11 protein-coding genes are annotated in these 18,599 nt (G+C 70.3%); 6 read left to right on the top strand and 5 right to left on the bottom strand.

Translation table 11 applies throughout. From position 1 onward, the window contains the following. The first annotated feature begins 615 nt into the window (after positions 1-615). Genes MFF01_RS00130 through MFF01_RS00120 form a run of 3 tightly spaced genes read left to right on the top strand, consistent with a single transcriptional unit; the run spans position 616 to position 3,081 of the window. Positions 616-1,365, top strand: a complete 750-nt coding sequence (locus MFF01_RS00130; RefSeq protein ID WP_238221095.1) for an SDR family NAD(P)-dependent oxidoreductase — start codon at positions 616-618, stop codon at positions 1,363-1,365. Positions 1,366-1,376: 11 nt separating this feature from the next. Continuing rightward, complete coding sequence (locus MFF01_RS00125) at positions 1,377-2,378, top strand: AraC family transcriptional regulator (protein WP_238221094.1); 1,002 nt, start codon at positions 1,377-1,379, stop codon at positions 2,376-2,378. Positions 2,379-2,388: 10 nt separating this feature from the next. Further along, the gene (locus tag MFF01_RS00120; protein ID WP_238221093.1) at positions 2,389-3,081 is read left to right on the top strand and encodes a Rossmann-fold NAD(P)-binding domain-containing protein; all 693 of its coding nucleotides are present in this window, start codon (positions 2,389-2,391) and stop codon (positions 3,079-3,081) included. Between the two features lie 633 nt (positions 3,082-3,714). Here MFF01_RS00120 and MFF01_RS00115 read toward each other — a convergent pair. Then, positions 3,715-6,396: an MGH1-like glycoside hydrolase domain-containing protein gene (locus MFF01_RS00115; RefSeq protein ID WP_238221092.1), complete on the bottom strand. Its 2,682-nt coding sequence runs from the start codon at positions 6,394-6,396 to the stop codon at positions 3,715-3,717. Between the two features lie 209 nt (positions 6,397-6,605). Further along, positions 6,606-9,983: a GAF domain-containing protein gene (locus MFF01_RS00110; RefSeq protein ID WP_238221091.1), complete on the bottom strand. Its 3,378-nt coding sequence runs from the start codon at positions 9,981-9,983 to the stop codon at positions 6,606-6,608. A 407-nt stretch (positions 9,984-10,390) separates the two neighbouring features. Between MFF01_RS00110 and MFF01_RS00105 the strand changes: the two genes are divergently transcribed. Further along, positions 10,391-10,990 (top strand): YciE/YciF ferroxidase family protein, encoded by a 600-nt coding sequence (locus MFF01_RS00105; RefSeq protein WP_238221090.1) that lies wholly within the window; start codon positions 10,391-10,393, stop codon positions 10,988-10,990. Between the two features lie 109 nt (positions 10,991-11,099). Here MFF01_RS00105 and MFF01_RS00100 read toward each other — a convergent pair whose 3' ends face one another. Next, positions 11,100-12,458, bottom strand: coding sequence for a sigma-54-dependent transcriptional regulator (locus MFF01_RS00100; protein WP_238221089.1), 1,359 nt, complete (start codon positions 12,456-12,458; stop codon positions 11,100-11,102). Then, complete coding sequence (locus MFF01_RS00095) at positions 12,455-14,362, bottom strand: sensor histidine kinase (protein WP_373319572.1); 1,908 nt, start codon at positions 14,360-14,362, stop codon at positions 12,455-12,457. The genes MFF01_RS00100 and MFF01_RS00095 overlap by 4 nt, the downstream gene beginning before the upstream one ends. 311 nt (positions 14,363-14,673) lie before the next feature. Between MFF01_RS00095 and MFF01_RS00090 the strand changes: the two genes are divergently transcribed. Together MFF01_RS00090 and MFF01_RS00085 are read left to right on the top strand one after the other, a co-directional pair. Further along, the gene (locus MFF01_RS00090; protein WP_238221088.1) at positions 14,674-16,017 is read left to right on the top strand and encodes a dicarboxylate/amino acid:cation symporter; all 1,344 of its coding nucleotides are present in this window, start codon (positions 14,674-14,676) and stop codon (positions 16,015-16,017) included. 155 nt (positions 16,018-16,172) lie between these two features. After that, the gene (locus tag MFF01_RS00085) at positions 16,173-17,351 is read left to right on the top strand and encodes a PQQ-dependent sugar dehydrogenase (protein ID WP_238221087.1); all 1,179 of its coding nucleotides are present in this window, start codon (positions 16,173-16,175) and stop codon (positions 17,349-17,351) included. 39 nt (positions 17,352-17,390) lie between these two features. Here the strand turns inward: MFF01_RS00085 and MFF01_RS00080 are convergent, their stop codons facing one another. Beyond that, positions 17,391-18,524 (bottom strand): alpha/beta hydrolase, encoded by a 1,134-nt coding sequence (locus MFF01_RS00080; RefSeq protein WP_238221086.1) that lies wholly within the window; start codon positions 18,522-18,524, stop codon positions 17,391-17,393. Positions 18,525-18,599 lie beyond the last annotated feature (75 nt).

Here is an 18,599-nt window from a genome sequence, read left to right as displayed (position 1 = left end):
CGCCGGGAAGAGTTTGCCCATGTACGGTTCCGCAAACCAATGGCGTCAGCAGAACCACGGCGAGAACTTCAACTATCGCTCGACCGCTCAGACCCCGATGCATCTCATCCCCCCCCCTCGTCGTGAACTTAAACAGTTCTGACAGACGGGGGTTAATGCGGACAGGCATACAATGTTAGGATGTCCGCTTCCCATCCCGAGCCGAAGTTGCCGCAGGGCTGACGAACGGCCGCTTTCGGAATGCTCAGACTGCGTCTTAGACGGCTGGGTTGAGTCGGGTCCTCACCGCCCGCTCTACGACCGGGTCGGGTGGTTTTGCGACGATCTGCTTTCGGATCACGATACGGATAAGCAGACATTCGGCGAGAGGCGATTTGCTCAAAAGGGGATCTGACCCATTTCGAACGGCCGAATGGCCTTTGATGCTCGCCTTCCCCGAAAGCCAGCCTGCGCCACGTCGACCTCCCACGGATCGCGCATACCGAATGGCAATTATTGCAAGTCGATTGGCATGACGCGCTAGTTCGAAGACGATGCAAACCGTCGATGTCTTGGTTGATCGCCCCGGGCACTTCGGAGGCGGCATCCTTGGCTCAGACACGAACGGACCCATTCATGACCGACAAGATCGCGCTCATCACCGGTGGAGCGACCGGCATCGGCAAGGCGACGGCGCTGATCCTCGCGCGTCGCGGCGTCAAAGTCGTGCTCACCGGCCGTCGCGATGACCGCGGACGCCAGGCCGTCCAGGAGATCGAGGCCGCCGGTGGCGAGGCCTCCTTCGTCAACTGCGACGTGGACAGCGAGGAGGCCGTCGGCCGGACCATCGCGGACATCGTCTCCCGCTACGGCAGGCTCGACCTCGCGGTGAACAACGCGGGTATTTCGAACGAGAACAAGACCATCGGCGCTTCGGACACCGAGGCCTTCAACGGCATGCTGCAGACCAACGTCCTGGGCCTGTACTTCTGCATGAAGCACGAGATCCATCAGATGGAGCGACAGGGCGGTGGCGCTATCGTGAACCTGGCGTCCATCGCCGGCCTGAACGGCATTCCCTGGGCCGGCACCTACGCCGCGACCAAGCATGCGGTGGTCGGACTGACGAAGTCCGGCGCCCTCGACTACGCAACCAAGAACATCCGCATCAACGCCGTCGCGCCCGGAGCCATCAAGACCGACTTGATCGAGAAGCAGATCGAGCTCGGGCAGTACGACGAGACGATGATCTCCGGCATGCACCCGATGGGCCGGATGGGCCGTCCCGAGGAGATCGCCAACGGTATCGTCTGGCTGCTCTCCGACGAGGCGTCCTTCGTCACCGGGCACGTCTTGAACATCGATGGCGGCTTCCAAGCCAAGTAGGGAAACCTGAGATGGCGTCGTGTCCTCCCGACCGATTCAAGGTCGCCCCGGCCTTCTGGCAAGGGCTCGACGCCGTCGGGCTCACCCCGACCGCGGTACTACGACATGCACGGCTTCCGGCGACCCTCGCCGCCGATGCCCGCGCGCAGGTCACCACAGCGCAATACTTCTCGCTGTGGCGATCCTTGCAGGCGCTGTCGTCGGACTCCGGCGTCGGGTTGAGGTTGGTGACCGGCATGGAGCCTGGCACCCTACCGCCGGCCTTCCTCGCCGCGTACTACGCCCGCGACCTCCGCGATGCACTCACGCGGGTCGCCCGCTTCAAGGCACTGTGCTCGCCCGAGGAGATGATCCTGGAAGAGGACGGCGACACGTTCAGCATCAGTCTCGCCTGGCCGCTCGCCAGCGAGGAGGCGCCCCCGGTGCTCGTCGACGCGGCCTTCGCCGCGTTCGTCGAGCTCGGGCGACGTGGGACGGGCCGGGATATCCGGCCCCGTCGCCTCGAACTGTCGGGGACCGGCCGGGACGTGGCTCGGCATGCGGAATACCTCGGCTGTCCTGTGGTGCAGGGCGCGGACCGGAGCGTGCTCGTCCTGAACCGGTCGGACCTCGATGTGGCGATGGTCTCGAACAATCCCGAGATGCTTGACGTGCTCGACCCTCATCTCGCGCGTCAGAGGCAGGAGCACCTGTCCAAAGTCTCGATCACTGAGCAGGTGAAGTGGGTGCTGAAGCGGCTCCTGGCCGGTCAGGCGCCCGACGTCGGCGCGGTGGCGCAGGAACTGGGATTGACCGCCCGAACTCTTCAGAGGCGCATCACCGAGGAGGGCGGCAGCTTCCGACAAATCCTCGCCGACGTTCGCCGGGAGCTGGTGCGCCAATACCTCGCCGATCCCGCCCTCGACATGAACGAGGTCGCCTACCTGCTCGGCTACGACGACACGAACTCGTTCTACCGCGCCTTCCGGAGCCTGGAGGGCACGACGCCGGCGCGCTGGCGCTCCCTGCACTAGGATCGGCCCCATGAGAATCCTGCTGTTCGGCGCCACCGGCATGGTCGGTGCGGGCGTCCTGCGCGAATGCCTGCTCGCCTCCGACGTGACCGAGGTCAGGGCGGTCGGACGCACCCCGACCGGACGCGCGCATCCCAAGCTGCACGAGACCATCGTCCAGGACCTATTCGATCCCGGACCGACGGCATGGCGGGAGATGATGGGATACGACGCCTGCTTCTTCTGCCTCGGGGTGACGTCCTCCGGCCTGACCGAGGCCGAGTACGTCCGGCTGACCCACGACCTGACGCTGGCCGTGGCGGAGAGGATGGCCCTGCTCGATCCCGACATGACCTTCGTCTACGTGTCCGGGGCCGGCACTGATGGTGGCGGACGCGGGCGCAGCATGTGGGCGCGTGTCAAGGGACGCACCGAGAATGCGCTGCAGGCGTTGCCGTTCGCGGGGGCCTTCATGTTCCGGCCGGCCGTGATCCTGCCGATGCACGGCGAACGTTCGAAGACCACGTCCTACCGTCTTCTCTACCGGTTGGCCGGCCCGGTGCTGCATCTGCTGCGCCGCATCGCCCCCTCGCAACTCCTGACAACCGAGGTGATCGGCCGCGCCATGCTCGCCGTCGCGCGCCGCGGCCAGGGCCGTGCGGTCATGGAAGCTTCCGACATCTACAGGGCGGCCACGGCCGCCGTCCCATCGAACCACGGGTGATCCATGACAGACTCCGTCCGCGCGATTGCCATACCGTCTTGGAAACGGATCGTGGCGGCGACGTTCGCCGTCCAATCTCCGGCTTCAGCGGGAAGCGGAAGCGGTCTCGAATGATCCTCGCCAGCGGGACGATCTCCGAGCGATGGCAGGTCTCGTCGCCATCGGAGCATCCATGATGTTTTCGGCGCGCGAACCTACGACGAGCTTTGCTGCGACGTCTCCAGAGTTCGATCGGGATGCTTCAGTGCGGTGGTCCGGAATGGTCGAGGGCGGTACAACCGAAGAGTAACGACCGTCAGAACTTTCTATTTAAGCCATCGGATACCTTTCCAATGAAGCATTATGGGCTGGACGAGGGTAAAGCGTTCCTCCGTACGGTCGCGCTTACATTTCGCGTGTTTGATCGGCGGTACGAAGAGCGTCCGCTTTGGAGAATGCGATTGAATGCCGGCTATGACGCGGTTGGGTTGGGTGCGGAACGTCCGCTCTAGGGCAAAGTGTCAGGTTCCGCTCCCCACCCTCTGCAGCCCTCCCCCCAAAAAACCAAGCCTCGGATCGGGATTACGACTCCAAAGGCCGGTTGAAGGGGAGGCGCCACCGCTCGGATGCCCGTGCCCGGCCCAAGCCCGCCCCTCACGGCAGGGTCTCCTCCCCCGCGCCCGGCCGTCGCGCCCGGTGATGCAGCAGGTTGAGGACGAGGGCGGTCCAGCCGGTCTGGTGGGAGGCGCCGAGGCCCCGGCCGGTGTCGCCGTCGAAGAACTCGTGGAACAGCAGGGCGTCGTCCTCGCCCGGCGCCGCGGGGATCGGTTCGCGGTCCCCGAAGATCGGGCGGCGCCCGTCCGGCCCTTTTGCGAACAGACCGATGAGCCGGTCCTCCAGGGCGTCGGCGATGGCCGCCAGCGTCAGGGAGACTCCCGAGCCCGTGGGGTATTCGACGAGGAAATCGTCGCCGTAATAGGTGTGGAAGCGGCGCAGCGCCTCGACGATGAGGTAGTTCATCGGCATCCACACGGGGCCGCGCCAGTTGGAGTTGCCGCCGAACATGTTCGAGGTCGAATCCGCCGGGTCGTAGCGGACCGTGAACCGGGCGCCGAACTCGTTGAGAGCGTAGGGCGTCTCGCGGTGCGCCTGCGACAGGGAGCGGATGCCGTGGTCGGAGAGGAACTCGGCCTCGTCGAGCATCCGCCGCAGGAGCGCCTTCATGCGGTGGCCGCGGAGCAGCGACAGCAGCTTGCGGTCGCCGACGCCGCCCTCGGTCCAGCGGGAGACGAGGCAGGCCAGATGCGGGCGGTTCTCCAGCACCCAGTTCATGCGGCGCGAGAAATCCGGCAGGCGCTGAAGCACGGAAGGCTCGATCACCTCGACGGCGAAGAGCGGCACGAGGCCCACCACGGAGCGCACCCGCAAGGGCAGCATGCCGCCGCCGGGGATGTCGACCTCGTCGTAGTAGAACCCGTCCTCCTCGTCCCACAGGCCGAAGCCCTCGCCGCCGCCCTCGCCGCCCATGTCGGTCATGGCCTCGGCGATGAGGAGGAAGTGCTCGAAGAACTTCGAGGCGGTGCTCTCGTAGACGTCGTTGTGCAGGGCCAGTTCGAGGGCGATGCGCATCATGTTCAGGGCGTACATCGCCATCCAGGCGGTGCCGTCGGCCTGGTGGATGCGGCCGAAGCCGGGGGGCGGGCGCGAGCGGTCGAACACCCCGACGTTGTCGAGGCCGAGGAAGCCGCCCTGGAACACGTTGCGGCCGTCGGCGTCCTTGCGGTTCACCCACCAGGTGAAGTTGATGAGGAGCTTGTGGAACACGCCCTCGAGGAAGGCGAGGTCGCCCCGGCCCCCGCGCCGGTCGCGGTCGATCTCGAACACCCGGTAGGCCGCCCAGGCATGGACCGGCGGATTGGCGTCGCCGAACTCCCACTCGTAGGCGGGGAGCTGGCCGTTGGGGTGCATGTACCATTCGCGGGTGAGGAGCAGGAGCTGCCGCTTGGCGAAATCCGGGTCGAGGAGGGCCAGCGGCAGGCACTGGAAGGCGAGATCCCAGGCGGCGAACCAGGGATATTCCCAGGTGTCGGGCATGGAGAGCACGTCGGCCGCCGCGAAGTGGCGCCACTGGGTGTTGCGGCCGCCGTCGCGCTCGCGCGGGGGCGTCGGCTGCAGCGGGTCGCCCTTCAGCCACAGGCGCACGTCGTAGGTGTAGAGCTGCTTCGACCAGATCAGGCCGGCGGCGGCCTGCCGGAAGATCGCCTGCGACTCCGCATCCGCGATGCCGTCCTGTAGGCCGCCGTAGAACGCGTTCGCCTCGGCGATGCGGCGATGCAGGATGGCGCCCTCGCGATCGACGGGGCGGGCGCGCCGCCCGGCCGCGAGCCGTAAGGAGACGCGCCGGGTCTCGCCCGGCGCGAGGCGGAAGGCGTAGTGCAGGCCGAGCTTGGTGCCGCCGTCGCGCCGAACGGCGGATTCGTCGCCGCCCACGATGGCCGCGTGGAGACCGTCCTTGAACGGACCGGCGGCGTCGGGTTGCCAGCCGTGCAGGCGCAGGTTCGTGTCGTTCTCGCAGAACAGCACCTCCGGCGCGCCGTCGAAGCTGAGGCGGTAGGGGCCGAGACGCGGATGGGCGCAGGCGACGGCGCCGTCCGCCCCGATCTCCAGGCGCGGACGCGCGGCCGCCCCGTTCCACGACCAGGTGTTGCGGAACCACAGCTGCGGCACGAGGTGGAGATCGGCGGCCTCGGGGCCCCGGTTCACCGCCGTGATCACCGCGTGGATGTCGTCGGCATCCTCCTTGGCGTACTCGACCGTGACGTCGAAGAACCGCATCCCGTCGAAGATGCCCGTGTCCTCGATCTCGTATTCGGGTTCGTCGCGGCCCCGGCGGCGCCCCTCCGCCACGAGGTCCGCGTAGGGATAAGCGTCCTGCGGATAGCGGTAGAGCATCTTGAGGTAGGCGTGGCTCGGGACCGCGTCGAGGTAGTGATAGACCTCCTTCACGTCCTCGCCGTGGTTGCCCTCTTCGTTGGTGAGGCCGAACAATCGCTCCTTGAGGATGTGGTCGCGGCCGTTCCACAGGGCCAGCGACAGGCAGAGATGTCCACGCTCGTCGCAGAGGCCGGCCAAGCCGTCCTCGCCCCAGCGGTAGGCGCGCGAGCGCGCCTCGTCGTGGGGCAGGGAGCGCCACGCATCGCCGTCGCGGCTGTAATCCTCGCGCACGGTGCCCCATTGCCGCTCGGCGAGGTACGGCCCCCACAGGGACCACGGCCGCTCGCCGCGCGCCTGCTCGGCGAGGCGCCGGCGCTCGGCCCAGTCGTCGAGCTCGCTCAACGCTTGGCCCCCGGCGCGGCCATCCGGGCGGACGCTGCGCTTCGAGGAGGCCGGAGGCGGGCGTCCGGGCGGGCCGGGTGAGGATCGGTCATGGGCGGTGGCGGGCCTGAGGCTTCGGTGGAGGATGGGATGCAGTATCGGCGCCAAGCCGCGCAGTGCGCGGCCCTCGGGCTCTGCGAAAGCCGGAGGCCACCTTTCGGGACGAGGCTTTAGCCCGGCGCGTGGCCGTCGCCGCGAAACGCCGCGAGGGGCGCGACGATGACGCAGGCGACGCCCTCGCGCCGGTAGTCGAGGGCCAGGCTGCCCCCGACCTGCGAGGCGAGTCCCCGCTCGATGAAACGCGAGCCGAAGCCTTTGCGGGTCGGTGGCGCCACCGGCGGACCGCCGGCCTCGATCCAGGCGAAGCGCAGGTGCGGCTCGCCCGGTTCGTCCCGGATCTCCCACGTGATGTCCACCCGCCCGGTCTCGTTCGAGAGGGCGCCGTATTTGGCTGCGTTGGTGGCGAGTTCGTGCAGCATCAGGGCGAGGGACACGGCCCGGTCCGCGCCGATCTCGATGCTGGGGCCCGCGACCCGGAAGCGGGCGTGCCCGTCCTCGTGGACCTGCAGGGCGCCCCGGACCACGGGTTCGATCCGGGTGCTGGTGAGGGCGGCCCCCATGAGGAGGTCGTGGGCGCGGCCGAGGGCGACGAGGCGGCCGGCGAGGACGTCCCGCGCCTCGTCGACGCGGGTGGCGTTGCGCAGGGTCTGCGTGGCGATGGACTGCACCATCGCCAGCAGGTTCTTCATGCGGTGCGAGAGTTCGTGGTTGAGGAGATCCTGCTGCTCCTCGGCCCTGAGGCGGGCGAGCGCCGCGTCGATCCGGTCGGCCACGCCCCGGGTGAAGGTCACCTCCTCCACGCTCCAGACCCGGGCCGCTTCCTCCTGCACGAGGAACAGGCCGATGAGGGCGCCGGCCCGAAGGAGCGGCACCTTGATCTGCCCGCGCACGCCGAGGCCGCGATAGGTCGAGGCGTCGTCGGAGAGACGCACCTCCGCCAGGGCATCGGCGCAGACGAGGGCTCGGCCGGTGCGCAGACGCTCCATCGTGCCCGGCAGGGCCGCGAACGGAACGGTGCCGACGGCGCTGGCCACGCCCGGCGCGGTCCAGTCCTCCATGATCGTGAGCGTCTCTCGGGCGGCGTCGACGGCGGCGTAGGCGGCGCGCCCGGCCCCGAGGGTGCGGCCGAGGACCTCGGCCGCGATGGCGCGGGCTTCGGCGGCGCTCGCGACCTCCGCAAGGCGGTCGCCGAGGTCGAGGAGCGCCTCGATATGCGCGCGGGCCGCGCGCTGGCCGGTGACGTCCGACACGGTGCCGTACAGGCTCGTGATCCGGCCGTCGGCGTCGCGGGCGAACTCGCCCCGGCGCTCGATCCAGCGGACCCGCCCGTCATCGGCGCGGCGGATGCGGTACTCGATCTCGGGCACGGCGGTGCCGTTGGCGCGGCGGGCGGCGTCCGAGCGCAGGTGGGCGTCCTCGGGGAAGATCAGGGCCTCGATCACCGTCACGGGATAGCTGCCCGCGTCGGGCAGGCCGAACACGCGGCAGAACTCGGGGGAGACCGTGATGAAGGCCGATCCGACATCGGCCTCGAACGTGCCGATGCCGCCGGCCTTCTGGGCGCGCCGCGACCGGGCATCGCTCCCGCGCAGGGCTGCCTCGTCGTCGAGGCGCTCGCGGGTGACGGAGATGAAGCGGGCGAGGGTGGCGAAGACCTGCAGGGCCTCCCGGTCGAAGGCGGGCGCGTCGCGGCGCGCGAACGAGATCACGCCCGCCAGCCCCGCGCGCCCGGTGACGGGAAAGGCCGCGAAGGCGTCGAGGCCGGCCTCGCGGGCGCTCTGGTGGCGCGCCGTCCGGTCCGCCTGCAGGCCCGAGAGGACAAGGGGCTCCCCCGTCCCGGCGGCGGAACCGAGGAAGGGGGCGTCGAGGAGCGCCGGGCCCAGGGCGGCCCGCGCCTCCGGCGCCACGCCGAGGGCTTGCGTCAGGTGAAAGTCCCGCTGGTTCGGCGCCAGGGTCCAGACGTGGCACTCGCAGAACCCGAGGGCGTCGGCGCCCCGATCGAGGATCGGCAGCAGGTCCGCCGTCGGGTCCGTGGCGGTCATGAGGGCAGCCGAGGCCCGGCTGAGGAGGTCGAGGCACCGTTCGCGCCGCCACTCCGCCGTGCGATCCTGCAGGATCTTGAGGAAGCCCCGGACGCTGCCGTCCTCGTGGCGCAGGGTCATCATGCGGCCGACGGCCCAGAACCGGTGGCCGTCGCGGCGCTGGTGCCAGCGTACGTCGGAGGAGGAGCCGGACGCGAGGGCGACACGCGCCTCGCGCTCGGGCACGCCGTCGCGCCGGTCCTCCGGCGTAAAGAAGATGTCGAGGGACCGGCCCCGCACAATATCGGCCGGCCAGCCCAGGATCGCCTCGGCGCCGGTGTTCCAGTCGGTGATCCGGCCTTCGGGATCGGTCGCCACGATGGCGAAATCCACGGCGCTGTCGAAGATCGCCTTGTAGCGGTTCTCGGCGTCGCGCAGGGCCTGCCGGGTCACGGCTTCGGCCACGTCGCCGAAGCCCGCGCCGGCGAGGCCGGCCAGCATCTGTGCCATCAGGATATCGCGCGGATCGAAGGCCTCGCGCGTCCGCGAGCGAACCTCGAGGATGCCCACGGCGACGCCGTGGCGCTGCACCGGAATCGTGATTCGCGCGGTGCGATCCCCGCGGGCCTTTCCGTCCGGATCGCCGCCGACCAGGGGCCGCTCGTTCGACAGGGCCTCGCCCCACGCCGTACCGGCGATGGGGGTGCGCCGGCCGACCCGATCCGCCGCGCGCCCGGCGCCCGTGCGGCAGACGAGGTCGTCGCCGTCGCGCAGGGCGATGGCCGCGAAGTCGGCATGCTCGATGGCCGACAGGGCGGCCTCGACCACGGCACGGAACACCGGGTCCAGATCGGCCGTGGTGGAGGCCACCACCTGCTGGGTGGCGATCATCGTCTCCAGGCGCGCCGCATCGGCAACCGCCCGGGCCTGCTCGCGCCGCTCACCCGTCAAGGCCGCGTCGCGCTCGGCAAGGGCCCGGCGCAGGGCGAGCTGACTCATCACCTGCTCGGCCAGGGCGGTGAGGCCCTCGGCCTGGTCCGGCGTCAGTCCCTCCGGGCGGGCGATTTCGTCGATGACGCACAGGGTGCCGAGGGTCTCGCCGTCGGGCGTGTTCAGGGGCGCGCCGGCATAGAACCGGATCGCGGACGCGCCGGTGACGAGGGGATTGTCGCGGGTGCGGGGGTCGAGGCTGAGGTCGGGAATGACGAGGAGGTCGCGGCGCCCGAGGGCGTGGACGCAGACGGACGAGCCGAGATCCGTCTCCATCGGGGGGAAGCCGATGCGGGCCTTGAACCATTGCCGGTCGGCCGCGACCAGGCTGACGAGGGCCACGGGGGCGGCGCAGACGAGGCGCGCGAGGCGCACGATGCCGTCGAAGCCCGCCTCGGGCGGCGTGTCGAGGATGCCGTGGGCCGCCAGGGCCGCGAGGCGATCCGGATCGGTGGCGAGGGGAGGCGTGTCCGTCATCCCGCGTCCGCGCGCGGTCCGCATCCGCATCGCGCCATCCGGGGGCGGACATCCCGGTCGGACGCGCGGTCCCGTCGTGGGAGGAAGTTCCGTGCGCCCATTCTCACCCTCCCCACGCCGCACAGCCTCGCAGCCGCCCCGGTCGCGGTCCCGCCGGGGCCGCCGCCGAAGTGGATATCGGGGCCTCATAGCACAGGCTTGGCCGGCGTGGGGGCGTTCCGGCATCACGACGCGGCGGTGCCGCGCCGGATTCGCGGCCCGGTTCCGGCGCGGCCGGAAAATATCGCCGGGAGCCGATGCCCCGGGGTCGCGTTGCCTGCCCACTGACCGACGCCGCCGACGACCACCCCGTTCCGGCCCTTCGGTGCGGGGCGACGGCGACCGCTTCCAAAGGACGCGAGGACCCCATGGCGACCAAGACGAAGACCCTCGACGACGCCTTCTACGAGACCCTGAAGGACGTCTATTACGCCGAGAAACAGTCGGTGAAGGCCCTCAAGAAGGCGGCCAAGAACGCCGAGAACGACGAACTGCGCCAGGCGTTCGAGACCCATGCCGAAGAGAGCGCGGGCCAGGTGGAACGCCTGACCCAGGTGTTCGAGATCATCGGCAAGCCCGCCCGCGCCAAGACCTGCGAGGCGATGCAGGGCATCGTTTCCGAGATGGAGGAGGATCTGGAGGAGTTCGAGGGCAGCCCGGCCGCCGACGCGGTCCTGGCCGCCTGCGCCCAGGCCGTCGAGCATTACGAGATCGCCCGCTACGGCACCCTGAAGACCTGGGCCAGTCAGCTCGGCCACGAAGACGCCGCCGCGCTCCTCGACGAGACCCTGCAGGAAGAGAAAAAGACCGACGCCCTGCTGTCGAAGATCGCCGAGACCCTCAACGCCGAGGCCGATGAGGAGAGCGAGGACGAGACCGACGGCGAGATGGACACCGAGTCCGAGGAGGGGACGCCCGCCAAGGGCCGGTCCGGAGCCAAGGCCAAGGGAGCCCGCAAGGCCGCGTAGACCGCGGACCGGCCGGTCGCGCAGCCCCCGCTCGGGAGAGGGAAGGGGCGGCACGTCCGGCGGCCCCCGGGTCATCGCGGGCCCGGCGTCACCTGAAGGCATCGCCGGGCTACCGGTAATCCGTCGGGGTCAGGCCGTGGCGGGCGATCTTGTCGTAGAGGGTTTTTCGCGGGGTTCCGAGGGATTCGGCGGCGAGCCGCACGTCGCCGCCGGCCATGAACAGCTCCTCGCGGATGAGGCCGCGCTCGAACCGGTCGACCTGCTCGGCCAGCGTACCGGCGGTGGCAGCCTCGGGTGCCGCCGCCTCGGTCCGTCCGAGGCCGAGGGCGTGTCGCTCGGCGAAGTGGCCGAGTTCGCGCACGTTGCCGGGCCAGTCGTGCCGGCGCAGGTGGTCGCGTACGGCCGGCGTGACCGGGGGCGCCTCGCGGCCGAACCGGGCGGCGGCCCGGGTCAGGAATTCCTGGAACAGCAGCATCACGTCCTCGCGCCGGTCGCGGAGCGGCGGGATCGGGATCGTGACGACGTTGAGGCGGTGATAGAGGTCGTCGCGGAAGGTGCCCTGTGCCGCCGCTTGGCCGAGATCGACCTTGGTCGCCGCCACCACCCGCATGTCGATGGCGCGAACCTCGTTGGTGCCGAGCGGCTCCACCGAGCGCTCCTGCAGCACGCGCAGGAATTTGACCTGGAGGTTGAGCGGCATGCTCTCGATCTCGTCGAGGAACAGGGTGCCGCCCTGCGCGTGCTCGATGCGCCCGACCCGGCGCTTGAGGGCGCCGGTGAAGGCCCCGGCCTCGTGGCCGAACAGCTCGCTCTCGACGACGCTGTCGGGCAACGCCCCGCAATTCATGGCGACGAAGTTGCGCCGTGCCCGCCGGCTCCAGCGGTGCAGGGCGCTCGCCACCACCTCCTTGCCCGAGCCCGTCTCGCCGAACACGAGGACGTCGACATCCGCCTGCGCCACCTCGCGCACGAGGCCGCGCAGGCGCACCATCTCGGGCGAAACGCCGAGGAAGGCGGGGTCCTCCTCCACCGCCGCATCCAGGGTCGCCCGCAGGACACGGTTCTCGAGGACGAGGCGGCGGCGCTCCAGGGCGCGCCGCGCCGAGGCCAGGAGGCTTTCCGCCGGATAGGGCTTGGCGAGGAAATCGTAGGCCCCGTCGCGCATGGCGCTCACCGCCATGCGGATGTCGCCGTGGCCGGTGATGAGGATGACGGGCAGGTCCGGATCGAGGCTGCGCAGGCGCGCGAACAAGGCGACGCCGTCGAGGTCGGGCAGGCGCACGTCGGTGACCACGAGGCCGGGCGGATCGGCCATGATGGCGGCCAGCGCCGGTCCTGCGGCCCCGAAGGTCTCGACGGTGAACCCGTCGAGTTCGAGGCTCTGGCGGTTGGCGCGGCAGACCTCCGCCTCGTCGTCGATGAACACGACCCGCTCCGAGGATGGTTGTCCGTCCGCTGTCCCGCTCACGTTGCCGCCTCCTCGTGCCCGGCCGCCGCCGGGGCTTTATCCCTGGATGTGCCATGCGACGGGGCCCGCGCGAGATCGAGGCGGAACACGGCCCCGCCCGCCGGATCGTCCGCCGCCGTCAGGCTTCCTCCGCAATCCTCGACGATGCCGCGCGCGATGGCGAGGCCGAGGCCGAGGCCGTCGGTCTTCGTGGTGAAGAAGGCATCGAACACCTGGCCCCGGACGTCCTCCGGCAGGCCGGGGCCGGTGTCGTGCACGGTGATCGCCACCCGGTCCCCGCTCGTGGTCACCCGGAGCGTCACCCGTGGATCGGGCCGCCCGGCCACGGCGTCGAGGGCGTTCTGCAGCAGGTTGACGAGGACCTGTTCGAGGCGCGGCCCGTCGCCCAGCACGTGAAGCCCGGCCTGGCCCGCCTCCGTCACGAGGGGAATGCCGGCGGTGCGCGCGCGCGCCTCCACCAGTTCGAGGCCGTTGCGCAGGATCGCGTCGAGGGCGACGGGCTCGCGCCGGGGCGAGGCGCGCCGGGCGAACCCCTTGAGCTGGCGGGTGAGGGCGCCGATGCGATCCGTGAGGCGGCCGATGGCCACGGTGTTCTCGGCGGCTTCCTCGGTGCGGCCGCGCTGCATCAGGATCGCGGCGTTGTCGGCGTAGGAGCGGATGGCGGCGAGCGGCTGATTGATCTCGTGGGCCATGCTGGCGGCGAACTGGCCCAGGGCCGCGAGGCGCCCGGCCTGGGCGAGTTCGCGCCCCAGGCGTTCGCGCTCGGCCTCCGCCCGCTGGCGTTCGGCCTCGACCCGTCGGCGCTCCTCGATCTCGAGGCGCAGCATCCGGTTGGCGTCCGTGAGGGCGAGGGTCCGCTCCGCCACGCGGCCTTCGAGTTCCTCCCGGCGAGCCGAGGCTTCGGCGAGGCGCCGGTGCCCCTGCCGGCGCCGGTCGGCCAGGGTCGCGACGCCGAGGCAGGCCGAGCCCGTGACCAGGGCGGCGATGATCCAGGCCTGCGCCCGCTCGCGGTCGAGGGCGCCGCCCGTGGGGGTGAGGGTGTGGAGGCGCCACTCCGTGCCGGGAATCGGTGCGTCGAGGGCGAGGGCCGTGCGGGCGGGCGTCGCCCCCTGTCCGATCCGCACCAGGCCGGCTGCGCCCGGCACGGCGTGGAGCGGCAATTCCGTGAGCGGGGCCGCCCCGAATTCCAGGGCCTCGCGGATGCGTCGCCGCTCGTCCTCGTCGATCCGGCGCAGGGTGGTGAAATGCCAGGCGGGATCGCTCGCCACGAGGACGATGCCGCGGGCATCGGCGACGAACACGCCGTCGCCGCCCGCCCGCCACGCGGCCTCGATCCCGTCGAACTCGATCTTGACCACCACGACGCCGCCGGTGCCGCCGATCCGGCGCGCGAGGTAGAGCCCCGCCCGGCCGCTGACGGTGCCGAGCGCGAACTGCGAGCCCGCGCCCGTGGCCACGGCCTGCCGGAAGTAGGGGCGGAAGGCGTAGTCGCGACCGACGAAGCTGCGCTCCGCCCCGGCGTTGCTCGCCGCCACGGTGATGCCGTCGGGACGGATCACGTAGATCACCGCCGCCCCCGTGGCGGAGGCCACCTCGGCGAGGCGCCGGTTCACCCGCGCCACGAGGTCCTGCGACAAGGATTGCCCGGCGACGGCCGCGATCTCCGGGTCCGCCGCCAGGGCGAGCGGCAGGGAGGCCTGCTTCTGCATCTCGGCGTGCAGGGCCAGGACGTGGAGCTCCAGGGTGGTGCGGGCCGTGCGGTGCAGGTCGGCGAGCGCCCAGCGCTCGGCCGCGCGCCCGGCGATCCAGGCCGCGACCAGCATGGTGACGAGGCTCAGAGCCCAGGCGAGGCCGCGCCGCCGCCGCGCGGTGAGCCCGGCGGGATCGGGCAGGGCCGCCCTCACGGGACGGGCCGAAGTGCGGATTCCCGCACGGCTGCGCCCGCCCCCGTGCGGATTCTCGGATCGGCCGGCGAGGCGGGCACAGGCGGCATCGAAAAAATCAGCCTTGGATCAACACGTTAACGAAACCTTGCATCGGTTCCCCGTCTGGCATGCCGGTTGCCATTCCCTGGTCGAAACGCAGCCCTGCATTTCGTGCGGGGCGAGCGGCCGGCGGGTGCGAGCCCATCGGACAACACCAAAAGTCGGACGGAGACGGCCTCACGCGCCGCTCCCAACCGATGGTCCTCATCGCTCAACCGGGAGAACGCCCCATGGCTGCCGTACCGTCACCCCTCACCGCCCCGCATCCGCCCGCCAAGCCCAAGCCCGTCTACCGGACCCTGTACTTCCAGGTTCTCGTCGCCGTGGCCATCGGCATCGCGCTCGGCCACTTCTACCCGCAGCTCGGCGCGGACATGAAGCCCCTCGGCGACGCCTTCATCAAGCTCGTGAAGATGATCATCGCGCCGGTGATCTTCCTCACGGTGGTCTCCGGTATCGCCGGCATGACGAATCTCGAGAAGGTCGGCCGCGTCGGCGGCAAGGCGCTGCTCTACTTCCTCACCTTCTCGACGCTGGCGCTCATCGTCGGCCTGATCGTGGCGAACCTCGTCCAGCCGGGCGCGGGCATGCACATCGATCCGAAGTCCTTGGATCCCAAGGCCATCGCCCTCTACGCCGAGAAGGCGAAGACGCAGACCATCACCGACTTCCTCATGAACATCATCCCGTCGACGGCCGTGGGCGCGTTCGCGGGCGGCGAGATCCTGCAGGTACTGTTCTTCTCGGTGCTGTTCGGCTTCGGCCTCGCCTTCCTCGGCGACCGCGGCAAGCCCGTGCTCGACATCATCAAGGTGCTGTCGGAAGCCATCTTCGGCGTCGTCAACATCATCATGAAGGTGGCCCCCATCGGCGCCTTCGGCGCCATGGCCTTCACCATCGGCAAGTACGGCATCGCCTCGCTCGCCAACCTCGCCTACCTGGTCGGCGCGTTCTACCTCACCTCCGCGATCTTCGTGCTCGGCGTCCTCGGGCTGGTGGCCCGCTACAACGGCTTCTCGATCCTCAAGCTCATCCGCTACATCAAGGAGGAGCTGCTCCTCGTGCTCGGCACTTCGTCGTCCGAGTCGGCCCTGCCATCGCTGCTCGAGAAGATGGAGCGCGCCGGCTGCTCGAAGCCCGTGGTCGGCCTCGTGGTCCCCACCGGGTATTCGTTCAACCTCGACGGCACCAACATCTACATGACCATGGCGGCCCTCTTCATCGCGCAGGCCACGGACACGCCGCTCACCTACGGCGAGCAGGCCCTGCTGCTCCTCGTGGCGATGCTGTCCTCGAAGGGTGCCGCCGGCGTCACGGGCTCCGGCTTCATCACGCTCGCCGCGACCCTCGCGGTGGTCCCCTCGGTGCCGGTGGTCGGCATGGCCCTCATTCTCGGTGTCGATCGCTTCATGTCCGAGTGCCGTGCGCTGACGAACTTCATCGGCAATGCCGTGGCCTGCATCGTCGTCGCCCGCTGGGAAGGCGAGGTCGACGAGGACAAGCTTGCCGCGGCACTCGGCGGCAACCCGATGCCGCTGGCCTCCGAGATGCCGGTGCTTCACGCCGCCGAGTAGTCCCGTCCGCAGGACGCCCTGCGACCCTCCGGTGCCCTGCGCCGGAGGGTTTTTCATGGGCGGTCGCCTGCAGGGGCGGGATGTCGCGTGGCGGAACCAGCGATTCCGGGGGCGCGTTCCCCGAGTTCCTCACGCACAATCCGGACCCCGCCCGCATGCATCTGGCACGCCGCCTCGCCTTGAGCTTCGCCCTCGTCGCCCCGTTGCCGGCCTCGGCGCAGGCGCTGCGCAACCCCGGCACCGCGACCATCGAGGCGCATGTGGTCAAGGCCGCCCCCCTCGACGCCACGCCGGAGCGCATCGCCGGCCTGACGCTGCCGCCGGGCTTTCGCATCGCGGCCTTCGCCACGGGCCTCGGCGCGCCCCGCGTCATCGCCGTGGCGCCCGACGGCGCCCTCTATGTGAGCGACCGCGATGCCGGCACGGTCACCCGTCTCGACCCCACGGACGGCGCCAAGCGCCAGGTGGTGCTGAAGAAGCCGGACGTGCACGGTCTCGCGATCCACGACGGCCGGCTGTTTTTCGTGACCGTCAAGGAGATCTTCTCGGCGCCCCTGCGGCCCGATGGCTCCCTCGGCCCGGAGGAGCGGCTGGTCGCGGACCTGCCCGATGCCGGGCAGCACCCCAACCGCACCATCGGGTTCGGGCCGGACGGCTGGCTCTATGCCAGCCTCGGCTCCACCTGCAACGAGTGCGAGGAGCGCAACCCTGAGAACGCCACCGTGGTGCGGATGAAGCCCGACGGCACTGGCCGCGAGATCGTCGCCTCGGGCCTGCGCAACACCATCGGGTTCGATTGGCAGCCCGGCACCAAGGCCCTCTACGGCTGGGACGACGGCGTCGACTGGCTCGGCGACGACGCGACGCCGGAAGAGTTCAACCGGATCGAGCCGGGCAAGAAGTACGGCTGGCCCTACATCTTCGGCGCCGGGATCAAGAACCTCTACCGCGAGGTTCCCAAAAGCTCCCTCGAGCAATGGGACAAGGACAGTGCCCGGCCGCTCCTCACCTGGACGGCGCACGCCTCCGCCATGCAGTTCGTGTTCTACGATGGCGGCCAGTTTCCCGCCGACTACAAGGGCGACGGGTTCGTGACCATGCACGGCTCGTGGAACCGCAATCCCCCGAGCGGTTACGAGGTCCTGCGCGTGCACTTCGAGAACGGTGCGCCGAAATCCGTCACCCCCTTCGTCTCCGGCTTCCTCACCGAGGGTGGCCCGAGCGGCTGGCAGCGCTTCGCCCGTCCCTTCGGCCTCGCCGTCGCGCGGGACGGCAGCCTGTACCTCGGCGACGACCAGAACGGCGTCATCTATCGGATCAGCCACGCGAAGTAGGCCGGGATCCCCCGGGAGCCCGGCCTAACGGAGCCGGGCTCAGTCCAGGGTGGAGGGGGCCGTCTCTTCGAGGAAGGCGGCGACGGCGCGGAAGAACTGCGGCCGGTTCTTCTCCATCATCACCGTATGGGTGCCCTCGCCAAGTTCGATGAAGCGTTTGTAGGGCGTGGCGGTGAGTTTCGCGAAATAGCCCTGTGCCTGATAGCTCGGCAGGTCGGCATCCCATTCCGCGTGGATCACCAGGGTCGGCACCCGGATCAGGCCGGGGTCGTAGAGCGGCTTGCCGGCCTGCCAGTAATCCTGCGAATCAGCGAGGATGCCGTTGGGCGCGCGCAGGACTGGTGGGGTCTGGGCGGCCCCCACCGTGTCCGTCGCGAAGGTGGCGTCGGCCCATTGCTCGAACCAGCCCGGCGGGATGAGGCCAGCCTTCTTGTCTTCGGGGACGCCCTTGAGCCAGCGATCCCGCGCCGTCTCCCGCGACACCGCCCGGTAGGCGCCGAGGGGGCCGGCGGTGCCGAGGTTCAGCGGGGCCGTGGCGAGCCATTGCGGAGCGTAGAGGACGAGGCGATTCACCTTCGCGTTGTTCTGGGAGGTGTAGAGCCCCATGGTCGAGGTGCCCCACGACCAGCCCATGAGGTTGAGCCTGTCCACCCCCCGGCGTGCCAGGATGGCCTCGATGGCCAGGCCCACGGCGTGGGCGGAATCGACGGTGCGCAGGAACGGCGGGTTGTCCCCGGCGGGCGCGCTCATCTGGCGCGGCCGGTCGGAAAAACCGTAGCCGGGCAGATCCACGAGGTAGACGTCGAAGCCGCGGCCGGCGAGGGCATCCATCATCGACACGCCGTCGAGGGGCAGATCGAACGACGTCGAGGCCGGGTAGGTCGCGCCGTGGACGTAGAGCAGGATCCGGTCGGCCGGAAACGCCGTCATGTCGGCCGGGCGCTTGTTGCGGACGTAGAGCGAGACGTCCGGATCGGCCGTCGGAACGCGGAAGACTTCCGTCACCAGGGGCTTCGCCGCCGGAGCCTTGTTCCCTGGGGCATCGCCCTCGCGTGTCGCGGCGCGTGCAGCGGACGTGGCGGCGGTCGCCCCGAGGAGGGCGAGGCCACCGAGGAACCCGCGTTTCGTCGCTGTCGCCTTCTGCACTGTCGTTTCGCACGATGTCTTGCGCATCGGTTTCTCCCGGCCGCCGAAGGGGCGGATGCCGCAGGGTGACGGAGCACGCTCCCCCCGGCAATGGGCGTGGCG

This window comes from Methylobacterium adhaesivum, from assembly GCF_022179065.1.
Taxonomy (GTDB): domain Bacteria; phylum Pseudomonadota; class Alphaproteobacteria; order Rhizobiales; family Beijerinckiaceae; genus Methylobacterium; species Methylobacterium adhaesivum.
The sequence above is the reverse complement of the archived record's forward strand: the minus strand, read 5'-3'. Positions and strand labels throughout refer to the sequence as shown.

Bases quoted from the DNA above. Each gene is read 5' to 3' on its own strand.
- MFF01_RS00130 (WP_238221095.1), top strand. From the start codon at position 616: ATGACCGACAAGATCGCGCTCATCACCGGTGGAGCGACCGGCATCGGC.
- MFF01_RS00125 (WP_238221094.1), top strand. From the start codon at position 1,377: ATGGCGTCGTGTCCTCCCGACCGATTCAAGGTCGCCCCGGCCTTCTGG.
- MFF01_RS00120 (WP_238221093.1), top strand. From the start codon at position 2,389: ATGAGAATCCTGCTGTTCGGCGCCACCGGCATGGTCGGTGCGGGCGTC.
- MFF01_RS00110 (WP_238221091.1), bottom strand. From the start codon at position 9,983: ATGACGGACACGCCTCCCCTCGCCACCGATCCGGATCGCCTCGCGGCC.
- MFF01_RS00105 (WP_238221090.1), top strand. From the start codon at position 10,391: ATGGCGACCAAGACGAAGACCCTCGACGACGCCTTCTACGAGACCCTG.
- MFF01_RS00090 (WP_238221088.1), top strand. From the start codon at position 14,674: ATGGCTGCCGTACCGTCACCCCTCACCGCCCCGCATCCGCCCGCCAAG.
- MFF01_RS00085 (WP_238221087.1), top strand. From the start codon at position 16,173: ATGCATCTGGCACGCCGCCTCGCCTTGAGCTTCGCCCTCGTCGCCCCG.
- MFF01_RS00080 (WP_238221086.1), bottom strand. From the start codon at position 18,524: ATGCGCAAGACATCGTGCGAAACGACAGTGCAGAAGGCGACAGCGACG.